Origin of the sequence: Weissella coleopterorum (assembly GCF_011304355.1) — a bacterium.
In the GTDB taxonomy this organism is placed as follows: Bacteria; Bacillota; Bacilli; order Lactobacillales; family Lactobacillaceae; genus Weissella; species Weissella coleopterorum.
In genome coordinates this window covers 662592-674754 of record NZ_CP049888.1, presented here as the reverse complement: position 1 = coordinate 674754, position 12163 = coordinate 662592, and the positions used below count along the sequence as shown (strand labels likewise).

At 41.1% G+C, this 12163-nt stretch carries 16 protein-coding genes; 9 read left to right on the top strand and 7 right to left on the bottom strand.

The window, feature by feature from the left end:
• Positions 1-250: 250 nt before the first annotated feature.
• The 3 genes from G7084_RS03470 (at position 251) to G7084_RS03460 (ending at position 5482) form a co-directional block, all read left to right on the top strand.
• A complete protein-coding gene (locus G7084_RS03470) occupies positions 251-1018 on the top strand; it encodes a hypothetical protein (RefSeq protein ID WP_166010092.1) in 768 nt (255 codons plus the stop codon).
• A gap of 294 nt (positions 1019-1312) precedes the next feature.
• Positions 1313-2080 (top strand): hypothetical protein, encoded by a 768-nt coding sequence (locus G7084_RS03465; RefSeq protein ID WP_166010090.1) that lies wholly within the window; start codon positions 1313-1315, stop codon positions 2078-2080.
• Positions 2081-2374: 294 nt separating this feature from the next.
• Positions 2375-5482, top strand: a complete 3108-nt coding sequence (locus tag G7084_RS03460; protein WP_166010088.1) for a hypothetical protein — start codon at positions 2375-2377, stop codon at positions 5480-5482.
• A 523-nt stretch (positions 5483-6005) separates the two neighbouring features.
• Here G7084_RS03460 and G7084_RS03455 read toward each other — a convergent pair.
• A complete protein-coding gene (locus G7084_RS03455) occupies positions 6006-6230 on the bottom strand; it encodes a hypothetical protein (RefSeq protein ID WP_166010086.1) in 225 nt (74 codons plus the stop codon).
• A 182-nt stretch (positions 6231-6412) separates the two neighbouring features.
• Here G7084_RS03455 and G7084_RS03450 point away from each other — a divergent pair, with 182 nt between their 5' ends.
• Both G7084_RS03450 and G7084_RS08345 read left to right on the top strand, forming a co-directional pair.
• Positions 6413-7846, top strand: coding sequence for a hypothetical protein (locus tag G7084_RS03450; protein ID WP_166010084.1), 1434 nt, complete (start codon positions 6413-6415; stop codon positions 7844-7846).
• Positions 7847-7882: 36 nt separating this feature from the next.
• Positions 7883-8008 (top strand): hypothetical protein, encoded by a 126-nt coding sequence (locus tag G7084_RS08345; RefSeq protein ID WP_281346941.1) that lies wholly within the window; start codon positions 7883-7885, stop codon positions 8006-8008.
• Positions 8009-8177: 169 nt separating this feature from the next.
• Here the strand turns inward: G7084_RS08345 and G7084_RS03445 are convergent, their stop codons facing one another.
• Entirely contained in the window at positions 8178-8387 is a 210-nt protein-coding gene (locus G7084_RS03445; protein ID WP_166010083.1) for a hypothetical protein, read from the bottom strand.
• A gap of 26 nt (positions 8388-8413) precedes the next feature.
• On the opposite strand from G7084_RS03445, the gene G7084_RS03440 reads away from it, so the two are divergent.
• Positions 8414-9016 carry a hypothetical protein gene (locus tag G7084_RS03440; protein WP_166010081.1) on the top strand — a complete coding sequence of 201 codons (603 nt, stop codon included), beginning with the start codon at positions 8414-8416 and terminating at the stop codon, positions 9014-9016.
• 169 nt (positions 9017-9185) lie between these two features.
• Here G7084_RS03440 and G7084_RS08145 read toward each other — a convergent pair whose 3' ends face one another.
• Entirely contained in the window at positions 9186-9371 is a 186-nt protein-coding gene (locus G7084_RS08145) for a hypothetical protein (protein WP_206212053.1), read from the bottom strand.
• Between the two features lie 182 nt (positions 9372-9553).
• Between G7084_RS08145 and G7084_RS08140 the strand changes: the two genes are divergently transcribed.
• Positions 9554-9862, top strand: coding sequence for an MSCRAMM family adhesin SdrC (locus G7084_RS08140; protein WP_246163863.1), 309 nt, complete (start codon positions 9554-9556; stop codon positions 9860-9862).
• Here the strand turns inward: G7084_RS08140 and G7084_RS08135 are convergent.
• Both G7084_RS08135 and G7084_RS03430 read right to left on the bottom strand, forming a co-directional pair.
• Positions 9837-10010, bottom strand: coding sequence for a hypothetical protein (locus tag G7084_RS08135; protein ID WP_206212052.1), 174 nt, complete (start codon positions 10008-10010; stop codon positions 9837-9839). The genes G7084_RS08140 and G7084_RS08135 overlap by 26 nt on opposite strands.
• Positions 10011-10223: 213 nt before the next feature.
• On the bottom strand, positions 10224-10367 hold the full coding sequence (locus G7084_RS03430) for a hypothetical protein (protein WP_166010080.1): 144 nt from the start codon (positions 10365-10367) through the stop codon (positions 10224-10226).
• A 26-nt stretch (positions 10368-10393) separates the two neighbouring features.
• On the opposite strand from G7084_RS03430, the gene G7084_RS03425 reads away from it, so the two are divergent.
• Positions 10394-10570 (top strand): hypothetical protein, encoded by a 177-nt coding sequence (locus tag G7084_RS03425; RefSeq protein WP_166010077.1) that lies wholly within the window; start codon positions 10394-10396, stop codon positions 10568-10570.
• A 226-nt stretch (positions 10571-10796) separates the two neighbouring features.
• On the opposite strand, the gene G7084_RS08130 is transcribed toward G7084_RS03425, so the two are convergent.
• Together G7084_RS08130 and G7084_RS03420 are read right to left on the bottom strand one after the other, a co-directional pair.
• The gene (locus G7084_RS08130; RefSeq protein WP_206212051.1) at positions 10797-10970 is read right to left on the bottom strand and encodes a hypothetical protein; all 174 of its coding nucleotides are present in this window, start codon (positions 10968-10970) and stop codon (positions 10797-10799) included.
• A 159-nt stretch (positions 10971-11129) separates the two neighbouring features.
• Positions 11130-11369: a hypothetical protein gene (locus G7084_RS03420; protein ID WP_166010076.1), complete on the bottom strand. Its 240-nt coding sequence runs from the start codon at positions 11367-11369 to the stop codon at positions 11130-11132.
• Between the two features lie 44 nt (positions 11370-11413).
• Here G7084_RS03420 and G7084_RS03415 point away from each other — a divergent pair, with 44 nt between their 5' ends.
• Positions 11414-11707: a hypothetical protein gene (locus G7084_RS03415; protein WP_166010074.1), complete on the top strand. Its 294-nt coding sequence runs from the start codon at positions 11414-11416 to the stop codon at positions 11705-11707.
• Positions 11708-12163: the final 456 nt, after the last annotated feature.

Here is a 12163-nt window from a genome sequence, read left to right as displayed (position 1 = left end):
TGAGATCGAATCACTCATTGATGTTGATTCAGATGCTGACGTTGATTCTGATCCAGACATTGAACTTGATGCACTATCTGATAATGAATCACGTTCTGAACTGCTCAATGAACCACTTGTTGAGTTTGAATCACTTTCAGATGCTGAGTCAGATGTTGACGTTAATCCTGATTCAGATGCCGATGTTGACCCTGATCCAGAATTTGATGCTGACGTTGACCCTAAATCTGAAGCGGAATCACTCGCTGAGTTGGTATCCGAATTTGAATTTTGTGATTCGGATGCTGAGTCACTACTTGAATCGCGTTGTGAGTCACTCTTTGAGTCTGAACTTGACGCTGAATCGCTCATTGAACTTGATACTGATTCACTCATTGAACTTGACGTACTTGCTGAATCACTCGCTGAATTACGACTTGATTCAGACGTTGAGTCACTGAATGAATCTGAATCACTCGCTGAGTTACGGCTTGATTCTGAACTTGATTCACTGCTTGAAGCTGAATCTGAACTTGAATTACGGCCTGATTCTGAAAGTGAAACGGATTCGCTGACTGAATCACTGCTTGAGTTACGGCTTGATGTTGATGCCGACTCACTCAATGATTCGCGGTTTGAATCACTATTCTTGTTTGATTCTGACATTGAATCGCTTAATGAATCACGTTGTGAATCACTGCTTGATGTTGAATCTGAACTTGACGCTGATCCTGATTCACTCATTGAGCGTGAAACTGAATCTGACGTTAACTCTGATTCACTTAATGAATCACGTTTTGAATCACTCGTTGATCCTGAATCACTCATTGAATCACTCGTTGAGTTACGGTCTGACGTACTTGTTGAGTTTGATTCGCTCATTGAATCACTTAATGAATCCCGTTGTGAATCACTCATTGAACTTGAATCACTATATGAATCTGACTCACTTCCTGACTCTGGCTTCTCTGAACTTGAGTTTGAATGTGAAGCTGATGTTGATTCTGATGCTGATCCGCTCGCTGAGTCTGAACCTTGATCCGAGTGTGACGTACTTTCTGCGGCTGATTCGCTCGCTGAAGTTGAGATCGAATCACTCATTGATGTTGACTCAGATGCTGACGTTGATTCTGATCCAGACATTGAACTTGATGCACTATCTGATAATGAATCACGTTCCGAACTGCTCAATGAACCACTTGTTGAGTTTGAATCACTTTCAGATGCTGAGTCAGATGTTGACGTTAATCCTGATTCAGATGCCGATGTTGACCCTGATCCAGAATTTGATGCTGACGTTGACCCTGAATCTGAAGCGGAATCACTCGCTGAGTTGGTATCCGAATTTGAATTCTGTGATTCGGATGCTGAGTCACTACTTGAATCGCGTTGTGAGTCACTCTTTGAGTCTGAACTTGACGCTGAATCGCTCATTGAACTTGATACTGACTCACTCATTGAACTTGACGTACTTGCTGAATCACTCGCTGAATTACGACTTGATTCAGACGTTGAGTCACTGAATGAATCTGAATCACTCGCTGAGTTACGGCTTGATTCTGAACTTGATTCACTGCTTGAAGCTGAATCTGAACTTGAATTACGGCCTGATTCTGAAAGTGAAACGGATTCGCTCGCTGAATCACTGCTTGAGTTACGGCTTGATGTTGATGCCGATTCACTCAATGATTCCCGGTTTGAATCACTATTCTTGTTTGATTCTGACATTGAATCACTCAATGAATTACGTTGTGAATCACTGCTTGATGTTGAATCTGAACTTGACGCTGATCCTGATTCACTCATTGAGCGTGAAACTGAATCTGACGTTGACTCTGATTCACTTAATGAATCTCGTTGTGAATCACTCGTTGATCCTGATTCACTCATTGAATCACTCGTTGAGTTACGCTCTGACGTACTTGTTGAGTTTGATTCGCTCATTGAATCACTTAATGAATCCCGTTGTGAATCACTCATTGAACTTGAATCACTATATGAATCTGACTCACTTCCTGACTCTGGCTTCTCTGAACTTGAGTTTGAATGTGAAACTGATGTTGATTCTGATGCTGATCCGCTCGCTGAGTCTGAACCTTGATCCGAGTGTGACGTACTTTCTGCGGCTGATTCGCTCGCTGAAGTTGAGATCGAATCACTCATTGATGTTGACTCAGATGCTGACGTTGATTCTGATCCAGACATTGAACTTGATGCACTATCTGATAATGAATCACGTTCTGAACTGCTCAATGAACCACTTGTTGAGTTTGAATCACTTTCAGATGCTGAGTCAGATGTTGACGTTAATCCTGATTCAGATGCCGATGTTGACCCTGATCCAGAATTTGATGCTGACGTTGACCCTGAATCTGAAGCGGAATCACTCGCTGAGTTGGTATCCGAATTTGAATTTTGTGATTCGGATGCTGATTCACTACTTGAATCGCGTTGTGAGTCACTATTTGAGTCTGAACTTGACGCTGAATCGCTCATTGAACTTGATACTGATTCGCTCATTGAACTTGATGTACTTGCTGAATCACTCGCTGAATTACGACTTGATTCAGACATTGAGTCACTGAATGAATCTGAATCACTCGCTGAGTTACGGCTTGATTCTGAACTTGATTCACTGCTTGAAGCTGAATCTGAACTTGAATTACGGCCTGATTCTGAAAGTGAAACGGATTCGCTCGCTGAATCACTACTTGAGTTACGGCTTGATGTTGATGCCGATTCACTCAATGATTCCCGGTTTGAATCACTATTCTTGTTTGATTCTGACATTGAATCACTTAATGAATCCCGTTGTGAATCACTATTTGACAATGAGTCACTCATTGACGCACTCGTTGAATCACTCTGTGAACTACTATTTGATCCACTCGTTGAAATTGAATCACTTAATGAATCCCGTTGTGAGTCACTATTTGAGTTTGAGCTTGACGCTGATTCACTAATCGAGGCACTGTTTGAAGTACTCTTTGAGTCAGACGTTGATGCTGATTCGCTACTTGAATCCCGTTGTGAATCACTGCTTGAACTTGAATCACTATATGAATCGGATTCACTGCCTGATTCGAGTGGTTCTGAGCCTGAGTTTGAACTTGACGCTGAGTCTGATTCACTTTGTGAACTAGAACTTGACATCGAACTTGAATCACTCGCTGAATCACTCGCCGAATTTGAGTTTGAACCTGATTCAGAAACTGAAGTCGAATCACTCGCCGAGTTTGAACTTGACGTTGAATTTGACTCACTCACTGATTCACTCGTTGAATTCTGTGTTGATTCAGAAATTGAGTTTGATTCACTGATTGATGTGCTTTCAGATGCTGATTCAGATGTTGACGTTAATCCTGATTCAGATGCCGATGTTGACCCTGAACCAGAATTTGATGCTGACGTTGACCCTGAATCTGAAGCGGAATCACTCGCTGAGTTGGTATCCGAATTTGAATTTTGTGATTCGGATGCTGATTCACTACTTGAATCCCGTTGTGAGTCACTCTTTGAGTCTGAACTTGACGCTGATTCACTCATCGAGCTTGATACCGATTCACTCATTGAACTCGAAGCGCTTGCGGAATCACTACTTGAATCCCGTTGTGAATCACTATTTGACAATGAATCACTACTTGAATCACTTAATGAATCACGTTGTGAATCGCTTAATGATGTTGAATCATTCGTTGATTCACTTGCTGAATTACGACTTGAATCTGAAGCGGACTCACTACTTGAATCGCGACTTGAATCACTTAGTGAATCTGAACTACTAATTGAATCGCTAATTGAATCCCGTTGTGAATCACTATTTGACAATGAATCGCTCATTGACACACTCGTTGAATCACTCTGTGAACTACTATTTGATCCACTCGTTGAAATTGAATCACTTAATGAATCCCGTTGTGAGTCACTATTTGAGTTTGAGCTTGACGCTGATTCACTAATCGAGGCACTGTTTGAAGTACTCTTTGAGTCAGACGTTGATGCTGATTCGCTACTTGAATCCCGTTGTGAATCACTCATTGAACTTGAATCACTCGCTGAATCGGATTCACTGCCTGATTCGAGTGGTTCTGAGCCTGAGTTTGAACTTGACGCTGAGTCTGATTCACTTTGTGAACTAGAACTTGACATAGAACTTGAATCACTCGCTGAATCACTCGCCGAATTTGAGTTTGAACCTGATTCAGAAACTGAAGTCGAATCACTGGCCGAGTTTGAACTTGACGTTGAATTTGACTCACTCACTGATTCACTCTTCGAATTCTGTGTTGATTCAGAAGTTGAGTTTGACTCACTGATTGATCCACTCTCGGATGCTGAATCTGATCCAGATGTCTCATTTGAAGCACTATTTGAAGTTGATTCAGATGCCGAATTTGATGCCGATGTTGAGCCTGAATCTGAGGCTGAATCACTTGCTGAATTGTGGTCTGAATTTGACTCCAATGAATCACTTGCTGAATCACTACTTGAATCGCGTTGTGAGTCACTCGTTGATTCTGAACTTGACGCTGAATCGCTCATTGAACTTGATACTGAATCACTCATTGAGCTTGAAGCACTCGTTGAGTCACTGCTTGAATCACGTTGTGAGTCACTGCTTGAACTTGAATCACTACTTGAGTCACTACTTGAATCCCGTTGTGAGTCACTTAATGATGTTGAATCATGTGCTGATTCACTCGCTGAATTACGACTTGAATCTGAAGCCGACTCACTACTTGAATCGCGACTTGAATCACTATATGAATCTGAACTACTAATTGAATCACTCAATGAATCCCGTTGTGAATCACTATTTGACAATGAATCACTCATTGACGCACTCGTTGAATCACTCTGTGAACTACTATTTGATCCACTCGTTGAAATTGAATCACTTAATGAATCCCGTTGTGAGTCACTATTTGAGTTTGAACTTGACGCTGATTCACTAATCGAGGCACTGTTTGAAGTACTCTTTGAGTCAGACGTCGAAGCTGATTCGCTACTTGAATCCCGTTGTGAGTCACTGCTTGAACTTGAATCACTATATGAATCGGATTCACTGCCTGATTCGAGTGGTTCTGAGCCTGAGTTTGAACTTGACGCTGAGTCTGATTCACTTTGTGAACTAGAACTTGACATCGAACTTGAATCACTCGCTGAATCACTCGCCGAATTTGAGTTTGAACCTGATTCAGAAACTGAAGTCGAATCACTGGCCGAGTTTGAACTTGACGTTGAATTTGACTCACTCACTGATTCACTCTTCGAATTCTGTGTTGATTCAGAAGTTGAGTTTGACTCACTGATTGATCCACTCTCGGATGCTGAATCTGATCCAGATGTCTCATTTGAAGCACTATTTGAAGTTGATTCGGATGCTGAATTTGAGGCCGATGTTGAACCTGAATCCGACGCTGAATCACTTGCTGAATTGTGGTCTGAATTTGACTCTAATGAATCACTTGCTGACTCACTACTTGAATCACGTTGGGAATGACTTGTTGATTCGGAACTTGATGCTGATTCGCTCTTTGACGTTGATACTGAATCACTCATCGAGCTTGAAGCACTAGTTGAGTCACTGCTTGAATCACGTTGTGAATCACTATTTGACAATGAATCACTACTTGAGTCACTACTTGAATCCCGTTGTGAATCACTTAATGATGTTGAATCATGTGCTGATTCACTCGCTGAATTACGACTTGAATCTGAAGCCGACTCACTACTTGAATCGCGACTTGAATCACTATATGAATCTGAACTACTAATTGAATCACTCAATGAATCCCGTTGTGAATCACTATTTGACAATGAATCACTCATTGACGCACTCGTTGAATCACTCTGTGAACTACTATTTGATCCACTCGTTGAAATTGAATCACTTAATGAATCCCGTTGTGAGTCACTATTTGAGTTTGAGCTTGACGCTGATTCACTCATTGAGGCACTGTTTGAAGTACTCTTTGAGTCAGACGTCGAAGCTGATTCGCTACTTGAATCCCGTTGTGAATCACTTAGTGATGTTGAATCACTATATGAATCGGATTCACTGCCTGATTCGAGTGGTTCTGAGCCTGAGTTTGAACTTGACGCTGAGTCTGATTCACTTTGTGAAATAGAACTTGACATCGAACTTGAATCACTCGCTGAATCACTCGCCGAATTTGAGTTTGAACCTGATTCAGAGACTGAAGTCGAATCACTCGCCGAGTTTGAACTTGACGTTGAATTTGACTCACTCACTGATTCACTCTTCGAATTCTGTGTTGATTCAGAAGTTGAGTTTGACTCACTGATTGATCCACTCTCGGATGCTGAATCTGATCCAGATGTCTCATTTGAATCACTATTTGAAGTTGATTCAGATGCCGAATTTGAGGCCGATGTTGATCCTGAATCCGAGGCTGAATCACTTGCTGAATTGTGGTCTGAATTTGACTCTAATGAATCACTTGCTGAATCACTACTTGAATCCCGTTGTGAATCACTCGTTGATTCTGAACTTGACGCTGAATCACTCATTGAACTTGATACTGAATCACTCATCGAGCTTGAAGCACTCGTTGAGTCACTGATTGAATCCCGTTGTGAATCACTATTTGACAATGAATCACTACTTGAGTCACTACTTGAATCCCGTTGTGAGTCACTGATTGATCCTGAATCACTCGCTGAATCACTACCTGAATTCTTAATTGAATCTGAATGTGATTCACTGATTGATTCGCGATTTGATTCTGAACTTGATGTCGAAATTGAATTTGAATCACTGATTGAATCTCGTTGTGAATCACTATTTGAAATCGAATCTGAAGTTGAATCACTTATTGAGTCCCGTCCTGATTCTGAACTAGATGTTGATTCTGAGTTAGAATCACTTAACGAATCTCTTCCTGATTCAGATGCTGAAGTTGAATCACTCAATGAATCAGATTCACTCCCTGACTCTGGCTCATTTGAAAACGATTGTGAGGTCGAATCAGATTCACTTGCAGAAATAGAACTTGAATTCGAGATTGAATCACTATGTGACGTTGATTCTGAGCTAGATTCTGAACTAGAAATAGAATGTGATTCGCTGTGCGAAGCAGACTCTGAACTAGAAATAGAATGTGAATTGTCCGCTGAATCACTATGTGACGTTGATTCCGATGCCGAATTTGAAGCTGATGTTGATCCTGATTCTGAATATGAATCACTCAATGAATCTCGATCTGAGTTAGATGCTAATGAATCACTAGCTGAATCACTACTTGAATTCCTTTGTGAATCACTTGTTGATTCCGAGCTTGAAACTGATTCGCTCTTTGAATTTGATGTTGAATCACTTAATGAACTTGATTCACTACTTGATTCACTGCTTGAATCTCGTTGTGAGTCACTTAGTGAGCTCGAGTCACTACTTGAGTCACTACTTGAATCCCGGTGTGATTCACTCAATGACATTGAGCTACTTGCTGATTCGCTCGCTGAATCACTACTTGATGCCTTACTTGATTCTGATGATGACTCAGAACTTGATTCCCGTTGCGAATCACTTGTTGATCCTGATTCGCTTATTGATTCTGATGATGACTCCATTTGTGAACCAGATGTTGAACTTGAATCTGATATCGATGTACTAATCGAATCACTCATTGAATCACTTACCGAAGCTGACTCGCTTGCAGAAACTGAGTTAGATTCCCGCTGTGAATCTGATAATGAACTTGAATCACTATATGAATCGGACTCGCTTCCTGATTCTGGTGTTTCTGAATTTGAATTTGATTCCGATGCTGAAGTTGAATCACTGGCCGAGTTTGAACTTGACGTTGAGTTTGATTCACTTGCTGATTCACTCTTTGAATTCTGATTTGATTCAGAGTTTGAGCTTGAATCGCTCATTGATGTGCTTTCAGAAGCTGACTCTGACCCAGACGTCTCATTCGAACCACTATTTGAAGTTGATTCAGATGCCGAATTTGAGGCCGATGTTGAACCTGAATCTGAGGCTGAATCACTTGCGGAGTTGTGATCTGAATTTGACTCTAATGAATCACTCGCTGAATCACTACTTGAATCCCGTTGTGAATCACTCGTTGATTCTGAACTTGAGGCTGAATCACTCTTTGATGTTGAGTTTGAATCACTTAATGAACTTGAATCACTACTTGAATCACTGCTTGAATCTCGTTGTGAGTCACTTAGTGAACTTGAATCACTACTTGAATCACTACTTGAATCCCGGTGTGAGTCACTCGTTGATGTCGAGATTGACGCTGATGCACTATCAGAATCACTAACCGAATTCCGACTTGATTCTGAGGCCGAATCACTACTTGAGTTTCGACTTGAGTCACTACTTGAATCAGAGCTACTGATTGAATCGCTGATTGAATCTCGTTGTGAATCACTATTTGACAATGAGTCGCTCATTGACATGCTCGTTGAATCACTCTGTGAATTACTATTTGATTCACTCGTTGAAATTGAATCACTCAATGAATCCCGGTGTGAGTCACTATTTGAATTTGAGCTTGAGGCTGAGTCACTACTTGAAGTACTGTTTGAGGCACTCATTGAGTCAGACGTCGAAGCTGATTCACTACTTGAATCTCGACTTGAGTCACTATTCGAACTTGAATCACTTGCTGAATCTGATTCACTTCCTGATTCGAGTGGTTCTGAGCCTGAGTTTGAACTTGACGCTGAGTCTGATTCACTTTGTGAACTAGAACTTGACATCGAGCTTGAATCACTCGCTGAATCACTCGCCGAATTTGAGTTTGAACCTGATTCGGATGCTGAAGTTGAATCACTCGCCGAGTTTGAACTTGACGTTGAGTTTGATTCACTCACTGACTCACTCGCTGAATCTTTATTTGATTCTGAAATCGAATTTGACTCACTGATTGATCCACTCTCGGATGCTGAATCTGATCCAGATGTCTCATTTGAATCACTATTTGAAGTTGATTCCGAGGCCGAATTTGAGGCCGATGTTGACCCTGAATCTGAGGCTGAATCACTTGCGGAATTGTGATCTGAATTTGACTCTAATGAATCACTCGCTGAATCACTGCTTGATTCTCGTTGTGAATCACTCGTTGATTCTGAACTTGAGACTGAATCACTCTTTGACGTTGATTCTGAAGTACTTAATGAACTCGAATCACTCGTTGAATCACTGCTTGAATCCCGTTGTGAGTCACTTAGTGAACTTGAGTCACTGCTTGAATCACTACTTGAATCCCGTTGTGAATCACTTGTCGATGTCGATTCACTTGATGACTCTGATTCAGAATCACGATGTGACATTGAACTTGAATTACTACTTGAGTCACTTGTTGATTCCCGACTTGAGTCACTACTTGAATCTGAATTACTGCTTGAATCACTTAATGAATCTCGTTGTGAGTCACTATTTGACAATGAATCACTATTTGACACACTCGTTGAATCACTTTGTGAACTACTATTTGAGTCACTCGTTGAAATTGAATCACTCAATGAATCCCGGTGTGAATCTGAATTTGAGTTTGAGCTTGATGCTGATTCACTACTTGATGCACTGTTTGAAGTGCTCTTTGAGTCAGACGTCGAAGCTGATTCACTACTTGAATCTCGACTTGAGTCACTATTCGAACTTGAATCACTTGCTGAATCGGATTCACTTCCTGATTCGAGTGGTTCTGAGCCTGAGTTTGAACTTGACGCTGAGTCTGATTCACTTTGTGAACTAGAACTTGACATCGAGCTTGAATCACTCGCTGAATCACTCGCCGAATTTGAATTTGAACCTGATTCAGATACCGAAGTCGAATCACTCGCCGAGTTTGAACTTGACGTTGAGTTTGATTCACTCACTGATTCACTCTTTGAATTCTGATTTGATTCAGACGTTGATGTTGAATCACTATTTGAACTTGAATCACTCGCTGAGTCACTTCTTGAAGTTTCATTTGAAACACTATTTGAAGTTGATTCCGATGCCGAATTTGAGGCCGATGTTGAACCTGAATCTGACGCTGAATCACTGGCAGAATTGTGATCTGAATTTGACTCTAATGAATCACTCGCTGAATCACTACTTGATTCTCGTTGTGAATCACTCGTTGATTCTGAACTTGAGGCTGAATCACTCTTTGACGTTGAGTTTGAATCACTTAACGAACTTGAATCACTCGCTGAATCACTGCTTGAATCTCGGTGTGAATCACTGTTTGAACTTGAATCACTACTTGAATCACTCAATGAATCCCGGTGTGAATCACTATTTGAGCTTGAATCAGAAGCCGAATCACTACTTGATGTCTTTCCTGACTCTGATGCAGATTCGCTACTTGAATCCCGACTTGAGTCACTACTTGAATCCGAGTTACTAATCGAATCACTTAATGAATCTCGGTGTGAATCACTATTGGACAATGAGTTACTCATTGAATCACTCGTCGATCCACTTTGTGAATTACTATTTGATTCACTCCTTGAAATTGAATCACTTAATGAATCGCGTTGTGATTCTGATCCCGATTCTGATTCTGATCGTGAATCACTCTTTGATTCTGACTTAGATGTCGAATCACTTGCGGATTGACTCGATGATTGTGAGCTTGAATCACTCGCTGAGTCACTTGCCGAATCTCGATCCGAATTTGAGCCTAATGAGTCACTTGCCGAATCACTCGCCGAATCGCGACTTGATTCAGAACCTGACGTTGAAACAGATGCCGAATCACTCATTGACCCTGAATTCGTCCCTGATTCTGATACTGATATTGAATCACTCGCCGAGTTTGAACTTGACGTTGAGTTTGATTCACTCACTGACTCACTCGCTGAATCTTTACTTGATTCTGACTTTGAGTTTGAATCACTAATTGACGTACTCTCAGAGGCTGAATCTGATCCAGATGTCTCATTTGAATCACTATTTGACGTTGATTCAGAGGCCGAATTTGAGGCCGATGTTGACCCTGATTCTGAGGCGGAATCACTCTCTGAATTATGATCTGAATTTGATTCTAATGAATCTGAGGCTGAATCACTGCTTGAATCTCGGTGTGATTCACTCTTTGATTCTGAAATTGATGCCGAATCACTCTTTGATGTTGAGGTTGAATCACTATTTGAGCTTGAATCACTATTTGAATCGCTTAATGAATCTCGTTGTGAATCACTATTTGAACTTGAGTCACTACTTGAATCACTACTTGAATCCCGACTTGAATCAGATTGCGATACTGACGTACTGATTGAGCCTGAATCTGAGATTGAGCCTGATTCACTAGCTGAGTCACTACTTGAGTCACGATTAGAGTCAGAAGTTGAGCCTGATTCACTTGCCGATTCACTGCTTGAATCTCGTTCTGAGTCGCTCCCGGAACTTGAATCACTCATTGAATCACTCACTGAATCACTATTTAATTCACTATCGGAAGTGCTATCTGACAATGAATCGCTCAATGAATCTCGGCCTGAATCTGACGCTGATGTCGATTCTGAACGTGAATCGTCATTGGAATCAGACTTAGATGTCGAATCACTCGCTGATTGGCTTGCAGACTGCGAACTTGAATCACTCGCTGAATCACTACTTGAATCTCGTTCAGAATTTGATTCTAACGAAGTTGAAGCTGATTCACTACTTGATTCTCGACCTGAATCAGATACTGAAATTGAATCAGATACTGAATCACTGTTAGAATGCGAATTTGAACCTGAATCCGAATAAGAAGTTGAGTCACTACTTGAGTCACTACTTGAGTCACTCGCTGAATCACTCGTTGATTCACTGCGTGACGCTTCATCTGAATCCGATGTTGAAGTGGAATGACTATGCGAAGCACTCTCTGAACTCGAATCCGAACTTGAATTCTTATTTGATTCACTGGCCGACATTGAATCACTCACTGATTCTGATCCTGAAATTGAACCCGAATCACTGGCTGAATCACTAATCGAATCACGATGTGAATTTGATTCTAATGAATCCGAGGCTGAGTCACTACTTGAATCCCGACTTGAATCTGAAATTGATGTTGATTCACTCACCGATGTACTCATTGATGCCGAATCTGAATCGCTCATTGAGCTTGATACAGATCCAGAATCGCTTAATGAATCTCGTTGAGAATCGCTTATCGATACTGATTCGCTACTTGAGTCGCTCGCTGAATTCCGTCCTGAA

Bases quoted from the DNA above. Each gene is read 5' to 3' on its own strand.
- G7084_RS03440 (WP_166010081.1), top strand. From the start codon at position 8,414: ATGCTCGTTGAATCACTCTGTGAATTACTATTTGATTCACTCGTTGAA.